The organism is Vibrio rubrogenes, assembly GCF_059641415.1.
Window position 1 is genome coordinate 235,075 of the sequence record NZ_JCARSY010000002.1, and the last position, 19,555, is coordinate 254,629.

Below are 19,555 nucleotides of genomic sequence, written 5' to 3' on the forward strand. Positions count from 1 at the left end.
CATGCAGGACTTGATGACGATTCTGTTGGTTTGCTTTGGCTGCTTCTTATTCTGGCAACAACGGCGTCAAGCCGAAATTGCCAGACAGACGATTGAAAAAAAATGCCGGCAACTGGAATTGCAAGTGGTCAGCATTACGTTCAGACACCGTCTGATTGATGAACAACAGCGATGGCGATGGCACACCAGATACACATTCGAGTTTTCATCCCTGGGAGATGATTGCTATGAAGGGTATTTGGATATGATCCGCTTCACCCCTGCCAAATTTTTTGTGCCGGTCCATCGACTGTGAGTTGATACTCATAGAGAGTCTCCGGGGTTTCCGATAATGTGGGTCGAGAGATAAACCCCAGTTTTCGCATTAAAGCGACTGCGGGCTGATTCTGTTCATTCACAAAAATACGGATTTTTTTCAATGAAAGGCGTAAAGACACATTTTGTAAGAAAGCACTCAATGCCTCCGTGCCATAACCTTTGCCCCAATAAAGACGGCTGAGGATAAACTGGAGTTCTCCGACGTCTTTTTCATGTAAATCCAAAGCGAGATGTCCCATATATTCACGATGTCCATTATCGACAATGGCCATTGCGTAGACATTTGAATCCGCTAAAACTTGATGAAACTTTGCCCGGGCACTGGACACGCTGAACGGCTGCTGATGAAACAACCGGTTCCCCGGAGAGCATAACAGCGATAGAAAATCGAACTCATATTCATCCGTATAAGGCAGCAAAAGCATTCTTTGCGTTGCTATTGTCACAATTCATCCTTGTTCCATTCGCCCGAACCTGATGATTCGTTGCGAATATCAATGTTAAATCAATAAAGATTGATTAATTTATAGATATGGTGGATGCCAGTCTCGGAATAAAAATGGCGGAAAGCCCCGACACCATAATGGCATCGGGGCTCAGTCTTACAGTAGCGATCCGGCCACCAATAAGAGCTCCCTGCATCATCCATAACGAAGGCTAATCCTTCAACCTATCCTTGTTGCATCGCATCCAAGCGGTGTCCTCAGTTATCCGTAACACTGGCTTTCCTGTATCCAGTACACATCACTCGTCCCTAAGCGGTTTCCTTCATCATCCTGATGATTTTCAATCACGCTGGCATCATTTTATTCAAAGTGATGGTTGTTCAAAGTGATCGTTTAACGCTTCCTGCAACAGACATCACGCCTGTTGTCGCTTCCCTACGCTGTCCTAAGCTCTCCAGCCTGAATGCATCCCAGACATTCATCTTCATTCCCGAAGACATCATTCCTTAATGCTTTATCCATGTCGTTCCCTGCCGACCTGTTCAATGTACGACGTTTGCATTTTTCCGACAACACACTGGTCTGCTCACTTTATAACCTGTCGCATCACAACCTAATAAAAACAATATAAATCAATAAATTAAACTGAGTTAAAGCATTTACACCATCACAAATACCGCTATATCTCACAGCACTTGTAAGCGATCTCTTACAAACCAATTAGCGCTTTTGTTGCTACCCTATCCAGCGTAAAATCGTCTTACAACAGCGTATACATTGAAGGTCTCAAAAAAGGATATCTATGCTGACAAAAGACATATCACAAGAGCTTGAATCTGTGATTCTACAATTGGTCGATGAAGGCAAGGAACCGACGGTTGCACTTATCAAAGCGCGTCTGCATTCCAAAATCCCTATTCCCGCAATTGTTACTACGATCAAACGCTGGAAATCATCTCAGCAAATTCCCAAAGTCGAAGTCGCAGTCCAACCTTCAGCGTCTACAACCGAACAAAGAATTGCCCGGCTTGAACAGCAAGTCGCTGATCTTGTCTCCCGTGTGGCACAACTAGAACAACAGTCAGGTCAGAAATTATGAATATATGGGTCGATGCCGACGCCTGTCCGAAAGTCATCCGAGAAGTCATCCTGCGGGCTGTCGAGCGCACCGGTGTTACATGTACTTTTGTTGCCAACCACGTCATTCCACTGCCCCGCCGGGACAATATCCGCTTCTTACAAGTAGAAAGCGGTTTTGATATTGCCGACAACGAAATTGTCCGCCGCGTTGCAGCCGATGATTTGGTGATCACATCCGATATTCCGCTTGCCAGTGAAGTCTTGGATCATCAAGCCATGGCATTAAGTCCGCGTGGCGACTGGTTTACCCTCGATACGATTAAAGCCAGACTCACCATGCGCGATTTTATGGAGACCATGCGTGCCAGCGGTGTTCAAACCGGTGGGCCTCCGGTCATGAGTCAGGCCGAACGCCGTGACTTTGCCAATCATCTTGATCGGATTTTAGCCAAATCAACCCGGGCTGCATCAGGGCCACAATCATGATGCCAACCGGTCATACGCTCGATCCGATTGGTATCATTCATAGTCCTTACCAAGAGAAATTTGCGGTGCCGCGGCAACCACGGCTGGTCTCTGCGGCAACCGCTCAAATTCAACTGATTGGTGAAGCCAACTGTCCGGAGTCTGTCCGCGGTATCGAGCAATTCAGTCATTTATGGCTCCTGTTCCTGTTCGATCAGAATCTCAGTGCCGGTTGGAAACCAACCGTTCGTCCGCCCCGATTGGGTGGTAACGAGCGGATTGGCGTATTTGCATCTCGCTCAACCTTTCGTCCCAATGGCATTGGTATGTCAGCCGTTGAATTACACGGTATTCGGCAGGAAGGCAACCAAACATGGGTCGATGTCGGCAGTGTTGATCTGGTGGATGGCACACCGATTATCGATATTAAACCTTATCTCCCTTATGCTGATCGAATTGAACATGCCCACGGCGGATATGCTGACAGCGAACCGACGTCTACCGATGTCAGTTTCTGTGATGCCGCACGCCAATCACTAGCCGCACATCCTCGTGCGAATGAGATTGAAACCGTCATTACTCAGGTTTTAGCGCAAGATCCGCGCCCGGCTTATAAGAAAGAGAAGCATGATGAGAAAGAATATGCGGTGAATTTGTTCGATCTCAACGTCAAATTCAGAGTCAGTCAATCGATCATCACGGTTACCGCAATAGAACGCTTTTGACAAACGAAAATGACTGATATTATTGACGGCTAATTGAATGCGCCCTCAAATCATCCGAGGGTTGTTGTATAACTTAATGAATGGATACCATCATGCGTACCAGTAAATATCTTCTTTCAACATTGAAGGAGACACCAAACGACGCAGAAATCGTCAGCCATCAGCTCATGCTACGGGCTGGTATGATTCGGAAACTCGCTTCCGGCCTTTATACTTGGTTACCCACCGGGCTGCGTGTGCTGCGTAAAGTCGAGAATATTATCCGGGAAGAAATGAACAAGGCCGGTGCCGTAGAAACGCTAATGCCGGTTGTCCAACCTTCCGAACTCTGGCAGGAAACCGGCCGCTGGGATAAATTCGGCCCTGAATTACTGCGGATTGCAGACCGCCACGATCGACCGTTTGTACTGGGACCGACTCATGAAGAAGTCATCACTGACATGGTTCGCAATGAAGTCAAATCCTATAAACAGTTGCCTTTGAGTTTGTACCAGATTCAAACGAAGTTCCGTGATGAAGTTCGTCCTCGTTTCGGTGTGATGCGTTCACGAGAATTTATCATGAAAGATGCATACTCCTTCCATATCGATCGGGAGAGTCTGGAAGCAACTTATCAGGATATGCACGCCGCTTACTGTAATATTTTCAATCGCATGGGTCTCGATTTCCGTCCGGTATTGGCTGATTCGGGCGCTATTGGTGGCAGCGGTTCACAAGAGTTTCATGTGCTGGCTGAAAGTGGTGAAGACTTAATTGCTTTCTCTACCGATTCAGATTACGCGGCCAACATTGAAAAAGCAGAAGCTCTGGCACCAACGACGCCTCGTGCTGAACCGACTCAAGCCATGACTCTGGTCGATACGCCGAATGCCAAAACAATCGCACAGTTGGTTGAACAGTTTCATTTGCCGATTGAAAAGACTGTCAAAACACTTTACGTCAAAGCGTCTGATCACCTTGAGGCACCGATTATTGCCCTGTTGATTCGCGGTGACCACGAGCTGAACGAAGTCAAAGCTGAAAATCTGCCTGAAGTTGCAGCGCCACTGACGTTTGCCACCGAAGAAGAGATTCGAGCCCTGATTGGTGCAGGTCCCGGCTCTCTGGGGCCAGTCGGTCTGAAATTACCGTTTGTGGTTGACCGTTCTGCCGCCGTAATGAGCGATTTTGCGGCAGGTGCGAACATCGATGATAAACACTACTTCGGAATTAACTGGGGTCGTGACGTTGAACTCGGACAAGTTGCCGACTTACGTAATGTGGTTGAAGGCGATCCAAGCCCATGCGGACAAGGCACACTCCTGCTGAAACGCGGCATTGAAGTCGGCCACATCTTCCAGTTGGGCACCAACTATTCAGAGTCGATGAAAGCCAATGTGTTGGGACCGGATGGTAAGAGCGTGACCATGGAAATGGGATGCTACGGGATCGGATGTACCCGGGTTGTGGCAGCGTCAATCGAACAGAATAATGACCAGAATGGCATTATCTGGCCGGATGCCATTGCGCCGTTTGAAGTTGTGATCGTACCGATGAATATGCATAAATCCGAGCGCGTTCAGGAAGCGGCAGAAAAACTGTACGCTGACTTGCAAGCACAAGGGATCGATGTCCTGTTTGATGATCGTAAAGAACGCCCCGGTGTGATGCTTTCCGATATGGAACTGATCGGTATTCCACACATGGTTATTATTGGTGACCGCAGTATGGATGAAGGCAATTTCGAATACAAAAACCGTCGTTCCGGTGAAAAAACCCCGGTAGCGATGGGGGAAGTTGTTGCACATCTTCAAACTCAGCTCACTCGATAACGGCTGGTCGGTTCGAAAGGGTTGCTCCGGCAGCCCTTTTTCATTGGCATGACTCAAAAACAATTGCAAGGATACCCATTATGAAAGTATACGATTGCTGTGATTTAGTCCGTGAGCGATACGCCCATATTGGCAGTGGCGATCAGGCTTACATCCCTCAGGCGATTAGTTGTGCTCTGCGCGCACTCAACAGTATTGCCGCCGATGCATCTCTCCCACAGGAAGCGCGTGAGCAAGCCGCATTTGCCGCTGCTAACTTATTGATCTCAGACTTTGAGGATAAATCATGAATCTTGCCAACTTTGCCACGATGGATCCGATTCTGCTGTTCAGTTTAGTCAATACCAAGTTACGGGATGATTTTGCCGGTGATCTGGATCAGCTCGCGTCTTATTACGATCTCGATAAACAAGCGCTGATCGACCGTCTTGCGAGCGCTGGATTTGAATTCCTTCCGGAAGTTGGCCAATTCCGCTAACAGAGTGTGTTCACGACTGCCATAAACGCTGATCCGTAACAAGATTCCACCGCTGATTGACAGGAAGTGAATATTCACACCTCTTCCTGTCATCGCCACCTGATTTATCCCAATAAGTTCCCTTTAATGCCTTTATAAATTGCCAGCATGCGATCATGGGCGGGTTTATGTTCAGCAAAAAAGGCCAGACAAATCAGTGCACTATCCTGATAACCATCAGGGAGTTCAACCTTGAGATCCGTGGCAATGCGACGAGCATAATTCAGTTGCTTCTCCGTCGGCAACTTCAGGTCATCCGGAATCGCAGATTGAATTGCATTGGTCAATTGTTCTGAAAACTGCGGCCACTCATTCAGATCCAACATCGTTGTTTCGGTTAACGATGCCAGTTTTTGCTGCTCAGGCGTCAACTGATAGAAGAAGGTAATATGACCGACGGAAAATTGCACTTTATCCATTGAGAGCCTTGTCTGACGTGGGGTTGAATTTTTTAAGCATCATATCAGCAGGTGCAAGAATATGCACTTGAAAGTATTTTACCTTGATCAAAAAACCGAAGCATCCGCTTCGGTTTTTTATCGATTCCGAGCACATTCACTCAGTATCGGCAATCGCTATCTTACAATTTGAAACGTGAGACAATTGTCGTCAGATTGTTATTGATATCAGCAATATCGCCCATATCTTTCACCGACTGCACACCGATGGACTCCAGTTCAACAACCATATCATTGATTGCTGACATATTGCGGCTCAGCTCTTGAGTCACACAGCTTTGCTCTTCAGCCGCTGTCGCAATTTGAGAGCTCAGATCATGAATCTCCATCACATGTCGGGAAATAGCTTCCAAACTGTCTGCGGCCTGACCTGCGCCTTCGGCAGTTTCCTGACAACGAGTTCGCGTATGCTCCATCGAACTCACCACCGCATGGTTACCATTTGCGAGGCTCTTCAGCGCTAATTCAACTTCTGTAGTACTATCTTTAGTCCGGCTGGCAAGACTACGAACCTCATCAGCGACGACCGCAAATCCCCGTCCTTGTTCTCCGGCACGAGCTGCTTCAATTGCCGCATTCAAAGCCAGTAAATTGGTTTGCTCCGCAATTTCACCGATAACACTAAGTATTTCGTTAATTTTCTGAGTTTCGAGCGTCATATTATGTACATCGCTAACAGAGTGTTCCACATCATCAATCAGGACTGAAACGGTATGTTTCGAACGGTCAATAGTGTCACGAGATTCCATACTGGTTTCATTGGTTCGAGCCACCAGGCTGGCTGTATTTGCCGCATCCGTCGCCATCGAGTCAGCCGTCGAGCTCATTTCTTCAATTGCCGTCACAACCTGTTCAGTCTCCGAAACATGTTTTTTCAAAATTGAACTGTTTTTTTCCGACTGACTGAGCATATGTTCAACATTTGCTTGTAGTGCGTGGCAATAATTCTGAATCTCCAACATCATGTGCTGCAGATTCTCAATAAACTGATTTACCCCCTGAGAAATTTGGCCTAAGTCGTCATTCGTTTCGACTTTCAGCCGCTGGGTCAGATCACCTTCTCCGCTGGCCAGCCCCTGAATGGTTTCTTTTAACGATAAAATAGGACGATAAAGCACCTGAATCAGGAAATAAGTGATAATGACGCTCACGAAACAAGCCAGTAGCGAGAAAATAATCGCACTGTTTCTTGCTTTGGTTAACTGCTCAAAAACAATCGATTTATCCAGACCGATCATGTAGTACCAGTTTTTCTGCCCCAAATGAATCCGGTGTGAGAACATCAGCTTGTCTGTCCCATCAAGCACATAATCAAGATGGCTAGACTCATGATCTACCATATGTGAGGTTAACGGACGCCCCCACGCTTTATCACTGAGACGATCACCAAGTTTCAATGCGGATGAAGTTGTTGCTAAAATCCGGCTATCCTCATCAAGAATGAGCGCCACGGCTCCCGGGATTTTGTTTGATTCTTTCACGATTTGACTTAAAAAATCGAGCTCCATATCGGTCGTAATCACACCACCTTTTATCCTTTCCAGAATACTGACCCAATATTTTTGTTTCGACGAACCAAGGTATGGTGGCGTCACACTCACAATATCAGACATCTGTCCCTGCTTATACCAAGGTGTTTCCCGGGCGTCACCTTTCAGTCGATGATTCGGCCAAGCCTGATTTTCCATACTCCAATATGCTCTGCCATCATCCAGGCCAATCACAAAACTATCCAGATTCATGGCAGCCGCCAGTGACTGGGTCAAACTAATCAGCTCATCTTCCGATTTCGTGATCTCCTGATGCTGATACTGCCGAGCCAGTTGATGAATGCCATTAATTTTCTCTTGCAAAATAGTTTCTATCACCACTGCTTTTGATGCGACATAATTTTCACTCAACTGAAAAATATTGTCTGTCAGGATTTCTTGTTCCTGAGAATAAAGTACATAACTGGTAATTGAAACCGACATACCGACCAGCAACATGACGGACAAAATTAACAATTTTTTTAATCCAAGTTGTTTCATAAACACCCACATAAACGCCGATTCAAACACACAAAGTAAAAGTTATTGACCCCAAAGATTGGCTGCAAATAAAAAACAGATCAGATAAAAAAAGATAAGTCAATAGTAAAAATGTCTCACAAGTGAGAAATAATATCACAATTTGTTGAGTATACAACAACTTACTTATCCTGTTTGCTCAACGGTTAAAGATGAAAAATAAGCTTCAGGTACGATGAGTTGATAAAAATGCAAGATAAGTCGCGAAATGTAGGCATTGATAAAAAAATACAGAAAAAAACATTCAATCATGACAGCAAATCAATCTATAAAAAGAATCCCCCTCTATATTTAAAAGTCCGAAATAAAACGGTGAATAGAATAAACCCCGTTCAGTTGAGTTCTCACTAATTTGCATAAAGCAGAAGGCGTGACCCAATACCTCAATCACGTTACCACAATAAAAAAATCCCCTGCCGACAGACAGGGGATTTCACATGGTGCATATGACATTGGATTATTTTAAATCAAACCGATCAGCTTGCATCACTTTCACCCATGCTTTGACGAAATCGCAGATGAATTTCTCTCCAGCATCATGACCTGCATAAACTTCAGCCAATGCACGTAACTGAGAGTTAGAACCGAAGACTAAATCGACTCGGGAAGCCGTCCACTTCACAGCCCCTGTCTGGCGATCACGACCTTCAAAAATATCAGCCGCTTCAGACGTCGGTTTCCATTCAGTTTCCATATCCAGCAAGTGAATAAAGAAATCGTTGGTCAGAACGCCCGGAGTTTTTGTCAGCACACCGTGCTGAGACTGACCAAAGTTCGCATTCAGTGCCCGCATCCCACCGATCAAAACCGTCATCTCCGGAGCCGTCAAAGTCAGCAACTGAGCACGATCAAGCAGCAACTCTTCTGCTGAAACGGTATAAGTACGTTTCTGGTAGTTGCGGAAACCATCGGCAACCGGTTCAAGCACCGCAAATGATTCAGCATCAGTTTGCTCATCGGTTGCATCAGTTCGTCCCGCAGCAAACGGAACCGTAATCGCATGACCGGCTTGACGAGCTGCCTGTTCAATCGCTGCTGAGCCGCCCAGCACAATCAAATCTGCCAGCGAAATTTTCTTATTGCCGCTCTGTGCCGCATTAAACTTCTGCTGAATTCCTTCCAGCACACGCAATACTTTCTGTAGTTGTTCTGGCTGATTGACTTCCCAGTCTTTCTGCGGTGCAAGGCGAATTCGCGCCCCGTTGGCGCCACCACGACTATCCGAACCACGGAATGTTGCAGCGGAAGACCATGCGGTATAAACCAATTCGGATACCGTCAAATCAGCAGCAAGAATTTCCGCTTTTAAAGCCGAGACATCATGCGCATCAACTAAACCATGATCGACCGCTGGTAATGGGTCTTGCCAGATTAGATCTTCCTGAGGCACTTCAGGGCCAAGATAGCGAACTTTCGGTCCCATATCCCGGTGAGTCAGCTTAAACCAAGCCCGGGCAAATGCATCGGCAAACTCATCCGGATTTTTATGGAAATGTTGTGAAATCTTCCGGTATATCGGGTCTTCCCGCATTGCCATATCAGCATCAGTCATCATAATTCCGACTTTTACCGCACTGTCTTCGGCATCCGGTGCTTTATCTTTTTCAGCCAAATCAACAGGCACCCACTGTGTCGCTCCCGCAGGGCTTTTCACCAGTTTCCAGTCATAACCGAACAGTACGTCAAAATAGCTGTTGTCCCACTGAGTAGGTGTTGGTGTCCACGCACCTTCCAGACCACTGGTAATCGTATCGCGTCCTTTACCGCTACCATAGGCGCTCTTCCAGCCTAATCCCATTTCTTCAAGTGGTGCCGCTTCCGGTTCTGGCCCGACAAGCGCAGCATCGCCTGCACCATGGGTTTTACCAAACGTATGTCCACCGGCAGTCAAAGCAACGGTTTCATAATCATTCATTGCCATCCGAGCGAATGTTTCACGAACATCACGACCTGAAGCCAGTGGATCAGACTTGCCATTCGGGCCTTCAGGGTTAACATAAATCAGTCCCATCTGGACCGCAGCCAGCGGATTTTCTAAATCCCGCTCTCCGGTATAACGATTGTCGTTACCGAGCCATTCATCTTCTGCGCCCCAGTAAATATCTTCTTCCGGTTCCCAGATATCTTTGCGCCCGCCACCAAAGCCGAAGGTTTTTAATCCCATCGATTCCAGAGCCACATTACCCGCCAGAATAAACAAATCCGCCCAAGACAGGCTGTTGCCATATTTTTGTTTCACCGGCCAGAGAAGGCGCCGTGCTTTATCTAGGTTCGCGTTATCCGGCCAACTGTTTAATGGTGCAAAACGTTGGTTTCCTGTTGACGCGCCCCCCCGACCGTCACCCGTCCGGTAAGTACCTGCAGCATGCCACGCCATCCGAATCATAAAAGGGCCATAATGACCATAGTCAGCCGGCCACCATGATTTTGAATCTTTCAGAACCGCCTCAATATCTTGCTTAACGACACTTAAATCAAGTGCACTGAAGGCAGCAGCATAATCAAAATCTTCACCTAACGGGTTCGATTTCTCATCATTCTGATGAAGAATTTTGAGATTGAGCTGATTCGGCCACCAATCGACATTCTTGGTTCCTTTTCCTCCGACACGGGTATGACTACCATGCATGACGGGGCATTTTCCTGACATTTTATTCTGTTCCATCGTCTGTCTCCTGCTTCGCAGCGTTTTAGCGTTTTGATTTATTGAACTCGATACTCTAATGAGTGACTTTTGCACCCATGAAAAATGGGGGTCAGTGTGATGAATAAAAACAACTCATCAATCAGTCACTCAATGACCTGAAACGTTCCATTCAACATGTTTCAACCGAAAAATTAAAAAAAGAACATATCCCAGAATGAGTATGATTGAGGCGTTTCACTGGCGAGTGATTCAACCAATAAGTATTGATGACATGCGAAGGATTGACAGGCTTCACTTTCATAGTGATAAAGCGTTTCTATTGCAACCTGATGGTCAATACTGGTTATTTTTTCACGCAACGGCTCAGACATAAGGAATCCTTCTTTTGCAATCTGCTCAATCAGATTCCAGTATAGGAATAGACTACTGAAAGTGATAATGGTTTCGACCTATCCATTCTATAGAAGAAATCTATCCTGTTATCCGCTATAGAACATTGAGCACGCCTGAGAAGCATTTATCGCTTGAGGTGATGTGACAGCAATAGAAAAGAATAATGCAATGGAATGAACGGTTTGAAAATCAGCTCGGTGTATTGTGCAGAGGAAACAAAGTGAGCGATTGAGATTCAACCGCCCACCGACAGCAATCAGAAGCATCGCCGCGATCAATCAACTGTTAACCTGCTAAAGCAACCTTTGCCTCGATATAATCTAAACCGTGACTCTCTGCGACAAAGCGGTTTGTCAACTGACCGTGGTATACATTCAACCCATTCAGGAAATGCTCATCAGCAAGCAATGCCGCGCGATAACCTTTTTCAGCCAGCGCAATAATATAAGGCAGCGTGGCATTGTTTAACGCAACGGTTGATGTCCGGGCTACGCCACCGGGCATGTTTGCGACACAATAATGTACCACATCATCGACAATATAGGTCGGCTCCTGATGGGTCGTGGCCTTCGACGTTTCGGCACATCCTCCCTGATCAATCGCGACATCAACAAGAACAGCGCCTGATTTCATTCTTTTCACCATGTCTGCGGTAATCAGTTTCGGGGCTTCAGCACCGGGAAGCAGCACCGAACCGATTACAACATCGGCAGATAAAACATGCTTCTCAATCGAATCAGCCGTGGAATAGACCGTGGTGACTTTCCCTTGATAAATTGCATCAATATCGCGCAGAGTATCGATATTTTTATCGATAATCACCACTTCAGCCCCCAGACCAGCGGCCATTTGTGCAGCATTGCGTCCAACGACCCCGGCACCGATGACGGTTACTTTGGCCGGTTCAACGCCCGGAACACCACCGAGTAATAAGCCACGACCTGCGTGTGATTTTTCTAATGATGTCATTGCCGCCTGAATCGACATCCGTCCGGCAACCTCGGACATTGGCGCCAGCAGAGGTAATGTCCGGTTCGCACTAGTAACGGTTTCATAGGCAATACATACGGCTTTACTTTGAATTAAATCATGGGTCTGAGCCGCATCAGGGGCGAGATGAAGATAGGTAAACAGGATTTGTCCTTCCCGTAGCATCGCACGCTCACTTGCCTGAGGCTCTTTCACTTTCACAATCATGTCACTTTCCGCGAAAATCTTCGCGGCATCAGGGCTAATCATTGCTCCTGCATCAATATAATCCTGATCTGAAAACTCAATCCCGGCACCGGCTAATGTCTCAACCAAGATGTGATGGCCTCTTTGGGTTAATTCCTTAACACTCGCAGGCGTCATCCCAACGCGGTATTCATGGTTCTTAATTTCTTTTGGTACACCGATCAACATATCCTTATCCTCTGCAAAAAATTAACGTTGTTATAGTATGCAGACAATACAGTGATTTAAACCAATAAATCAATAAAAATAAGTATTAAAAACTAATGATCTAGCTCAATTTTAGATTTAAATATTAAATATTAAAAACAATTAAGACAATAATATTAATTTTAATTATTTTTTTAGCAGATGCCGCCAGAAAATATGTAAAAAAAAGTGAGCAAGCTATTTACTTCTGAAACAAATTAACAACATGAAATGAGCAAAAAAAATCCCTCGCCGACTGACAAGGGATTTCTCTCGTATTTGCGATGTGCTGACTCAGCCGTTAGCCAAGATTTTTCCGGGCATTCTGGAACATCCGCATCCAAGCGCCATTTTCACCCCATGAATCCGGATGCCATGAGTTCACGACAGTGCGGAAAACACGCTCCGGGTGAGGCATCATGATGGTGACACGGCCATCCGTAGTTGTCAGCCCGGTAATTGCATTCGGTGAACCATTCGGGTTATTCGGATACTGCTGCGTCGCTTGTCCATAGTTGTCGACATAACGAATGGCAACCGTACCGGATTGCTCAATTGCAGCCAAATGAGCATTATCACGCACTTCGACCCGGCCTTCACCGTGAGAAACAGCAATCGGCATCCGGGATCCCGCCATACCACTAAAGAAAACTGAATCAGATGGCTGAACCTCAACCAAACTAAAGCGGGCTTCAAAACGCTCAGACTCGTTACGAACAAACCGCGGCCATAAATCAGCCCCCGGGATCAACTCTCTGAGGTTCGACAACATCTGACATCCGTTACAAACCCCAAGGGCAAAAGTATCCTGACGGTTAAAGAACCCTTCAAACATCTCTCTTGCCTGAGCGTTAAACAGAATTGATTTTGCCCAGCCTTCACCGGCACCCAAGACATCCCCATAAGAGAAGCCACCACAAGCGACTAATCCCTGATACTGTTCGAATGTAATCCGACCGGACAGCACATCACTCATATGGATATCAATCGCATCAAAACCTGCCCGTTCAAACGCGGCGGCCATCTCAACATGAGAATTGACGCCCTGCTCACGCAGCACAGCCATTTTCGGTCTGACACCGGTATTCACAAATGGTGCAGCCACATCTTCATGAATATCGTAGCTCAGATGGACATTCAGTCCCGGATCCGCATTATCTTGCTTCGCTGCAAATTCTTGCTGAGCGCAATCCGGGTTATCACGCAACGCCTGCATCTGATAGGTGGTCTCTGCCCAAATGGTTCGGAGCTCCGTTCTGGAACGTTCATAAACAACGTGCCCCTGTTGCGTCACCACGAAACGGTCAGAAGATTCCACCGTTCCTATCACGTGAGTACAGTCTTGCAGACCTTGTTGTGCCAGTGTGTCCAGCACAGTATCGACATCCTGCTCATGCACCTGAATAACGGCACCCAACTCTTCGTTAAACAGAACAGAGAGCACATCATCGCCTAACCCAGCAATGTCAACATTGACACCACAGTGACCCGCAAACGCCATTTCAGCCAATGTCACCAACAGACCACCATCGCCTTTATCATGGTATGCCAACAGCTTATTCGTACGAACGAGTACCTGAATCGCATCAAAAAAGCCTTTCAGTTGCATCGCATCATCAACATCAGCCGGCTGATCACCTAACTGCTTGTATACCTGCGCCAGCGCCGTTGCACCAAGGCGATTTTTGCCGTTCCCCAGATCAATCGCAATCAGTCGGGTCGTCCCCAAATCTGTACGCAGTTGAGGTGTTACGGTCTTACGTACATCCTCAACCCGGGCAAAAGCGGTAATAATCAGTGATAATGGTGACGTCACTTCTTTCTGCTCACCATTATCTTCATGCCATTTGGTTTTCATCGACATCGAGTCTTTACCGACCGGAATGGTCAGCCCAAGGGCCGGACATAACTCTTCACCAACCGCTTTTACCGCTTCATACAAGCCGGCATCTTCACCGGGGTGACCGGCCGGAGACATCCAGTTAGCCGATAATTTAATATGTTTCAGGTCGCCAATGTCGGTCGCCGCAATATTGGTCAGCGACTCCGCCACAGCCAGACGCGCAGAGGCAGCAAAATCAAGCAACGCCACCGGTGTCCGTTCGCCCATCGACATGGCTTCGCCGCAATAGGTATCAAAGCTGGCCGTAGTGACCGCACAGTTGGCAACCGGCACTTGCCACGGACCAACCATTTGATCGCGGGCCACCATACCGGTTACAGAACGATCGCCAATTGTAATCAGGAAGGTTTTCTCAGCCACAGCGGGTAAGCGCAGGACGCGTTCAACCGCCTCATTTAACTCGATACCACTACGGTCTAAAGCAGAGCCCTGAACCTTCAGTGTTGTGGCTTCGCGATGCATTTTCGGTGGTTTACCCAACAGAATATCCATCGGCATATCGATTGGTGTGTTGTTAAAGTGTGAATCTTCCAGTGTCAGATGACGTTCTTCCGTCGCAGTGCCGACCACCGCATAAGGAGCACGTTCACGACGACAGATCGCATCAAAGGTTTCCATATGCTCAGGCGCAACCGCCAAAACATAACGCTCCTGCGATTCATTACACCAGATTTCCAGCGGGCTCATGCCCGGCTCATCATTCGGCACGTCACGCAACTGGAATTTACCGCCGCGTTCGCCGTCATTGACCAACTCCGGCAACGCATTCGAAATCCCACCGGCACCGACATCATGAATAAAGGCTATCGGGTTGTTTTCTCCCAACTGCCAACAACGGTCAATCACTTCCTGACAACGGCGCTCCATCTCAGGGTTTTCCCGTTGAACCGAAGCAAAGTCCAGATCCTCAGCCGACTGGCCGGAAGCCATCGAAGATGCGGCACCGCCGCCCAAACCGATGTTCATCGCCGGGCCACCCAGCACAATCAGGCTCGCACCGACCGGAATCTCTTTCTTCTGAATATGGTCTGCGCGAATGTTCCCCATCCCACCGGCAATCATGATCGGCTTATGATAACCACGAACTTCTTCACCGGCGTGAGACGTCACTTTCTCTTCATAGGTACGGAAATACCCCAACAGATTCGGACGACCAAATTCATTGTTAAATGCCGCGCCGCCCAATGGGCCTTCAATCATGATGTCCAACGCATTGACTATACGACCCGGTTTACCGAAATCGGTCTCCCATGGCTGTTCAAAATGCGGAATACGCAGGTTAGAAACTGTAAAACCAACCAAACCGGCTTTCGGTTTGCCGCCAATCCCGGTGGCGCCCTCATCACGAATTTCACCGCCGCTTCCGGTTGAAGCACCCGGCCAAGGCGAAATAGCAGTCGGGTGGTTATGAGTTTCCACCTTCATCAGGATATGGGTATCTTCCGTATGGTAGTTGTACTGACGCGTCTGCGGATCAGGGAAGAAACGACCGACTTTAGAACCGGTCATGACCGCTGCATTATCTTTGTAGGCAGACAACACATAATCCGGCGTCGTTTCGTAGGTATTCTTAATCATCTTAAACAGGGATTTTTCCTGTTCAACCCCGTCAATCGTCCAGTCCGCATTAAAAATCTTGTGCCGACAATGCTCTGAGTTTGCCTGTGCAAACATCATCAGTTCAATGTCATTTGGATTACGGCCAAGTTTGATAAAGCTCTCCACCAGATAGTCGATTTCATCTTCAGCCAGTGCCAAACCCAGTGTAAGGTTGGCCTGTTCCAATGCTTTGCGTCCGCCGCCAAGCACATCAACCGCGGTAACCGCTGCCGGTGTCGCACTGTGGAATAGCTGAGCAGCCGACTCCAGATCGGCGAAAACCACCTCCATCATGCGATCATGGAGTAAACCTTGTAGTACGATGTGCTCCGCATCAGTCAATGTTGTTGAGGACTCAATATAATAGGCCGTCCCCCGCTCCAAACGTTTGACTTTATCGAGACCGCAGTTATGTGCAATATCGCTCGACTTCGATGACCACGGAGAAATGGTGCCCGGACGCGGCGTAACCAGCAACAATAAACCTTCTGGCTGATGCTCTTCAATTGTCGGGCCATAAGTCAGCAATTTTTCTAATTTCTCTGTTTCTTGACGATCCAAATCGGCTGTCAAATCAGCAAAGTGCATAAATTCTGCGTAAATACCGGTCACGGGCAAACGCAGCTCGCGACACCGTTCAAGAAGTTTGTTTACTCGGAATTCAGAAAGCGCTGGGGAGCCACGGAAAATTCTCATGTGCTTAGGTCTCTGTTGCTGTTGGTTAAGATAGTATTGGAATAAATTCAAACAATTAAATTGAAAAAACTTGAATACATACCAATTTTACCTATGTTGTGCGGCCGCATTATAAAGGAATTATTTTTGTGATGTAACACCAAACGCAACCGTTTGCGTCATTTTTTTTATGAATTTTGAAATCTCTCGCTTTCATGCCATTCTCAGCGACATAATTTACCATTTTATACATCAAAAAGTTGCGATTCGGTGGTGCTTTGATATAAAAGCATCATGATGAGAAGAGATAAGTTGTACATGACCCGAATATTCCAACGTCAGGCCCAGAGCATCCTCGCTTTTGTATTCATGGTAACCCTACTCAGCGGCTGTCAGATCGACTCCAAACCGAAAAGCGAACTCGACCAGATCCGTGAGCGAGGAGTGTTACGTGTCGGCACCCTGAACAATCAGCTCTCCTATTTTATCGGGCCGGAAGGACCATCGGGCATGGATTATGAACTGGCACGCGAATTTGCCAAATCCCTCGGTGTCAAACTGGAAATGAAACCCGTGTATCGTGTTGCTGCGCTTTTCCCTGCCTTGGAAAGAGGAGAAGTCGATATTATTGCCGCAGGTCAGATCCAAAATACCCAACGCATCCAAAAATTCCGGCCCGGCCCTGCTTATTACTATGTCAGTCAGCAAATTGTTTACCGTCAGGGTCAGTGGCACCCCCGTAACATGCATCAACTGATTCAAAAACAGCAAGAGCTGTTAAACACACCAGAACAGGACAAGGTATTAAATGTTGTCGATGATTCTCACTTTGAACAAACACTGGTGCGACTCAAGAAGAAATATCCTCAATTTCAGTTTCAGATAAAAGCGGATTCAGATGTTCATGATTTGTTGAAAGAAGTCTCTCAGGGAGAGTTGATGTTTACCATCGCTGACTCGGTTGAAATCTCTCTGGCACAACGCATCTATCCCGATTTAGCCACGGCATTTGAAATTACCGATGATCAGCCCATCTCTTGGTTTATCCGTCGTTCGGATGATGAAAGCCTCTATGCACTGATGATTGAATTTTTCGGCAATCAGAAACAAGCCGGTACCATAGCTTCGCTTGAAGAAAAATATATCGGCCATATCGGTACGTTTGATTATGTGGATACCAGAGCATTTATTCGTGCACTGGACAGCAGGCTACCTCAGTGGATGCCACTATTCCAAAAATATGCGAGTGAATTTGACTGGCGTCTCATCGCGGCATTGTCTTACCAGGAATCTCACTGGAACCCCAGAGCCAAATCACCGACCGGAGTGCGGGGGATGATGATGCTCACGTTAACGACCGCGAAATCCGTTGGGATCACCAACCGGCTCAATCCGGAACAGTCTATTCGAGGCGGTGTCAGATATCTGCGTCGGATGGTCAGTCGCGTCCCTGATTCAATTCCCGATCATGAAAAAATCTGGTTCGCTTTGGCATCTTACAATATGGGTTACGGACACATGATGGATGCGCGTCACCTGACCAAACAGCAAGGCGGAGATCCGAATGCTTGGGGAGAAGTCAAAGATCGCCTTCCTCTGCTGAGAAAGCGTCGTTATTTCAGTCAAACCCGTTACGGTTACGCCCGGGGTGATGAAGCGCTGGCCTATGTCGAAAATATCCGCCGCTATTACCAAAGTATGATCGGTCACATCAACGCAAAAACAGCAGCAGATAGCGATAGTACCAGTGTCGATGATCTCACGGTCATTCAGGCAATGATTCCTGATGCGGATGAAGCCACAGAACCGGATCCGGCTGTTGAAGATATTGAACCCGATGAACATACAGCCACAACCGCGGATACCAGCGAGGCGGCAACACAATAACGGTATTCAATGCTTGATTTTTGTAATGGAAAACCTTACATATTAGAGATACCCGACGTTCGTCGGGTTCATCTTCCGGTCATAATACATCTGTAAAAGACAATTGTCTGATTCTTGAAGCTGATGACAGGCGCTCAAGAAGAGATTGTACTGACTATTTATTGGTATTTTTGAAAGGAGGTTAATCCATGCTGAAAAAAAGATTGAAGTCCAAGCATTTATGGCGGACAACAGCAGCGATTCACCGCAAACGTAAGCTCGCGAACAATAAAAAGAAAATTTTTGCTCGTCACCGGGCTTTTACTCATCAGACTGCCTGAGCGTACTGACTCAGCAGTCTGAATCACTATCCCACAACGGGAATATCCAGTAACCACAGACGTCTCCTTCCCAAAATCAAAAGAAGGAGACAGTATTCTCCCGGCACCCTACCATCATTTTAGGCTCGTCAGCGACCAGTAATTTTTACTTTATTTTGTTACTTCCGTTGTTTCACATTTGGCTTTATGTACCGCTGATCAATCTATATCTGCGCCATAGGCTGATATCACTATCAGGCTGGCGGCTCATCGGATTGATGATTTTCCCGTTGCTGACGCTTGGTATCTTTAATCTCCCGACGCCGACGCCGGAAAAAGCCTTGCAGCTGTTCACGACATTCTGTTGCAAGTAACCCAGGTTCAATCTGCGCATAATGATAAGCCACATCACTCTCAAATAAGTTCATCACGGTGCCTGCTGCACCGGCTTTCAAGTCCGATGCACCAAAAACAATCCGTTTGACCCGGCTGTGCAATAACGCACCGGCACACATTGGGCAAGGCTCCAGCGTGACATACAGTGTCGAGTCCACCAGCCGATAGTTTTCCAACACTTGCCCGGCTTTGCGCAAGACCTGAATTTCCGCATGGGCTGTCGCATCATGGGTGGTGATTGACCGATTCCAGCCCTCCGCAATAATCTGACCGTCTTTGACCAATACGGCTCCGACCGGAACTTCCCCTTCCAGCTCCGCTTGATGTGCCAGTTGGATCGCCCGGCGCATAAACCGTTCATCGTCAGCAGAAAAATGTTGCGCCTGCATGAATACTCTGTCTCTTGGTATCTTATCCTTGACCGCATTATACCCTGAATTATTGC

Annotated in this window: 17 protein-coding genes; 9 read left to right on the forward strand and 8 right to left on the reverse strand. The window is 47.1% G+C overall.

Annotated features, from left to right (window positions below):
* Position 1 precedes the first annotated feature (1 nt).
* Positions 2-295 carry a DUF3301 domain-containing protein gene (locus AC55NX_RS03200; RefSeq protein WP_496994422.1) on the forward strand — a complete coding sequence of 98 codons (294 nt, stop codon included), beginning with the start codon at positions 2-4 and terminating at the stop codon, positions 293-295.
* Here AC55NX_RS03200 and AC55NX_RS03205 read toward each other — a convergent pair.
* A complete protein-coding gene (locus AC55NX_RS03205; RefSeq protein ID WP_496994423.1) occupies positions 255-764 on the reverse strand; it encodes a GNAT family N-acetyltransferase in 510 nt (169 codons plus the stop codon). The two genes, AC55NX_RS03200 and AC55NX_RS03205, sit on opposite strands and share 41 nt — an antisense overlap.
* 802 nt (positions 765-1,566) lie before the next feature.
* On the opposite strand from AC55NX_RS03205, the gene AC55NX_RS03210 reads away from it, so the two are divergent.
* The 6 genes from AC55NX_RS03210 to AC55NX_RS03235 all read left to right on the forward strand — a co-directional run bounded on the left by AC55NX_RS03210 (position 1,567) and on the right by AC55NX_RS03235 (position 5,323).
* On the forward strand, positions 1,567-1,863 hold the full coding sequence (locus tag AC55NX_RS03210; protein WP_496994424.1) for a hypothetical protein: 297 nt from the start codon (positions 1,567-1,569) through the stop codon (positions 1,861-1,863).
* Complete coding sequence (locus AC55NX_RS03215) at positions 1,860-2,330, forward strand: YaiI/YqxD family protein (RefSeq protein WP_059120235.1); 471 nt, start codon at positions 1,860-1,862, stop codon at positions 2,328-2,330. Before AC55NX_RS03210 ends, AC55NX_RS03215 begins: the two co-directional genes overlap by 4 nt.
* On the forward strand, positions 2,330-3,034 hold the full coding sequence (tsaA, locus tag AC55NX_RS03220) for a tRNA (N6-threonylcarbamoyladenosine(37)-N6)-methyltransferase TrmO (protein ID WP_496994462.1): 705 nt from the start codon (positions 2,330-2,332) through the stop codon (positions 3,032-3,034). Before AC55NX_RS03215 ends, tsaA begins: the two co-directional genes overlap by 1 nt.
* Before the next feature lie 92 nt (positions 3,035-3,126).
* Positions 3,127-4,845 carry a proline--tRNA ligase gene (gene proS, locus AC55NX_RS03225; RefSeq protein ID WP_496994425.1) on the forward strand — a complete coding sequence of 573 codons (1,719 nt, stop codon included), beginning with the start codon at positions 3,127-3,129 and terminating at the stop codon, positions 4,843-4,845.
* A gap of 80 nt (positions 4,846-4,925) precedes the next feature.
* The gene (locus AC55NX_RS03230; RefSeq protein WP_496994426.1) at positions 4,926-5,135 is read left to right on the forward strand and encodes a YaeP family protein; all 210 of its coding nucleotides are present in this window, start codon (positions 4,926-4,928) and stop codon (positions 5,133-5,135) included.
* Positions 5,132-5,323 (forward strand): DUF4250 domain-containing protein, encoded by a 192-nt coding sequence (locus AC55NX_RS03235; RefSeq protein ID WP_311845595.1) that lies wholly within the window; start codon positions 5,132-5,134, stop codon positions 5,321-5,323. Before AC55NX_RS03230 ends, AC55NX_RS03235 begins: the two co-directional genes overlap by 4 nt.
* Positions 5,324-5,427: 104 nt before the next feature.
* Here the strand turns inward: AC55NX_RS03235 and AC55NX_RS03240 are convergent, their stop codons facing one another.
* From AC55NX_RS03240 to purL, 6 genes are all read right to left on the reverse strand, one after another.
* A complete protein-coding gene (locus tag AC55NX_RS03240; protein ID WP_496994427.1) occupies positions 5,428-5,781 on the reverse strand; it encodes a hypothetical protein in 354 nt (117 codons plus the stop codon).
* A gap of 161 nt (positions 5,782-5,942) precedes the next feature.
* On the reverse strand, positions 5,943-7,850 hold the full coding sequence (locus AC55NX_RS03245) for a methyl-accepting chemotaxis protein (protein ID WP_496994428.1): 1,908 nt from the start codon (positions 7,848-7,850) through the stop codon (positions 5,943-5,945).
* Positions 7,851-8,346: 496 nt separating this feature from the next.
* Entirely contained in the window at positions 8,347-10,554 is a 2,208-nt protein-coding gene (katG, locus tag AC55NX_RS03250) for a catalase/peroxidase HPI (RefSeq protein WP_496994429.1), read from the reverse strand.
* A 173-nt stretch (positions 10,555-10,727) separates the two neighbouring features.
* Positions 10,728-10,907 carry a hypothetical protein gene (locus AC55NX_RS03255; RefSeq protein ID WP_496994430.1) on the reverse strand — a complete coding sequence of 60 codons (180 nt, stop codon included), beginning with the start codon at positions 10,905-10,907 and terminating at the stop codon, positions 10,728-10,730.
* A 307-nt stretch (positions 10,908-11,214) separates the two neighbouring features.
* Positions 11,215-12,333 carry an alanine dehydrogenase gene (ald, locus tag AC55NX_RS03260; RefSeq protein WP_496994431.1) on the reverse strand — a complete coding sequence of 373 codons (1,119 nt, stop codon included), beginning with the start codon at positions 12,331-12,333 and terminating at the stop codon, positions 11,215-11,217.
* 319 nt (positions 12,334-12,652) lie between these two features.
* A complete protein-coding gene (gene purL / locus AC55NX_RS03265) occupies positions 12,653-16,549 on the reverse strand; it encodes a phosphoribosylformylglycinamidine synthase (RefSeq protein WP_496994432.1) in 3,897 nt (1,298 codons plus the stop codon).
* Positions 16,550-16,846: 297 nt separating this feature from the next.
* Here purL and mltF point away from each other — a divergent pair, with 297 nt between their 5' ends.
* Both mltF and AC55NX_RS03275 read left to right on the forward strand, forming a co-directional pair.
* Positions 16,847-18,415, forward strand: coding sequence for a membrane-bound lytic murein transglycosylase MltF (mltF, locus tag AC55NX_RS03270; protein WP_496994433.1), 1,569 nt, complete (start codon positions 16,847-16,849; stop codon positions 18,413-18,415).
* Between the two features lie 188 nt (positions 18,416-18,603).
* Entirely contained in the window at positions 18,604-18,735 is a 132-nt protein-coding gene (locus tag AC55NX_RS03275; protein ID WP_496994434.1) for a hypothetical protein, read from the forward strand.
* Between the two features lie 233 nt (positions 18,736-18,968).
* Here the strand turns inward: AC55NX_RS03275 and tadA are convergent, their stop codons facing one another.
* Positions 18,969-19,499 (reverse strand): tRNA adenosine(34) deaminase TadA, encoded by a 531-nt coding sequence (tadA, locus tag AC55NX_RS03280; RefSeq protein ID WP_496994435.1) that lies wholly within the window; start codon positions 19,497-19,499, stop codon positions 18,969-18,971.
* Positions 19,500-19,555 lie beyond the last annotated feature (56 nt).

Bases quoted from the DNA above. Each gene is read 5' to 3' on its own strand.
- AC55NX_RS03245 (WP_496994428.1), bottom strand. From the start codon at position 7,850: ATGAAACAACTTGGATTAAAAAAATTGTTAATTTTGTCCGTCATGTTG.
- ald (WP_496994431.1), bottom strand. From the start codon at position 12,333: ATGTTGATCGGTGTACCAAAAGAAATTAAGAACCATGAATACCGCGTT.
- tsaA (WP_496994462.1), top strand. From the start codon at position 2,330: ATGCCAACCGGTCATACGCTCGATCCGATTGGTATCATTCATAGTCCT.
- purL (WP_496994432.1), bottom strand. From the start codon at position 16,549: ATGAGAATTTTCCGTGGCTCCCCAGCGCTTTCTGAATTCCGAGTAAAC.
- mltF (WP_496994433.1), top strand. From the start codon at position 16,847: ATGACCCGAATATTCCAACGTCAGGCCCAGAGCATCCTCGCTTTTGTA.
- AC55NX_RS03240 (WP_496994427.1), bottom strand. From the start codon at position 5,781: ATGGATAAAGTGCAATTTTCCGTCGGTCATATTACCTTCTTCTATCAG.
- AC55NX_RS03215 (WP_059120235.1), top strand. From the start codon at position 1,860: ATGAATATATGGGTCGATGCCGACGCCTGTCCGAAAGTCATCCGAGAA.
- proS (WP_496994425.1), top strand. From the start codon at position 3,127: ATGCGTACCAGTAAATATCTTCTTTCAACATTGAAGGAGACACCAAAC.
- AC55NX_RS03275 (WP_496994434.1), top strand. From the start codon at position 18,604: ATGCTGAAAAAAAGATTGAAGTCCAAGCATTTATGGCGGACAACAGCA.
- AC55NX_RS03255 (WP_496994430.1), bottom strand. From the start codon at position 10,907: ATGTCTGAGCCGTTGCGTGAAAAAATAACCAGTATTGACCATCAGGTT.
- AC55NX_RS03210 (WP_496994424.1), top strand. From the start codon at position 1,567: ATGCTGACAAAAGACATATCACAAGAGCTTGAATCTGTGATTCTACAA.
- AC55NX_RS03235 (WP_311845595.1), top strand. From the start codon at position 5,132: ATGAATCTTGCCAACTTTGCCACGATGGATCCGATTCTGCTGTTCAGT.
- AC55NX_RS03200 (WP_496994422.1), top strand. From the start codon at position 2: ATGCAGGACTTGATGACGATTCTGTTGGTTTGCTTTGGCTGCTTCTTA.
- katG (WP_496994429.1), bottom strand. From the start codon at position 10,554: ATGGAACAGAATAAAATGTCAGGAAAATGCCCCGTCATGCATGGTAGT.
- AC55NX_RS03230 (WP_496994426.1), top strand. From the start codon at position 4,926: ATGAAAGTATACGATTGCTGTGATTTAGTCCGTGAGCGATACGCCCAT.
- tadA (WP_496994435.1), bottom strand. From the start codon at position 19,499: ATGCAGGCGCAACATTTTTCTGCTGACGATGAACGGTTTATGCGCCGG.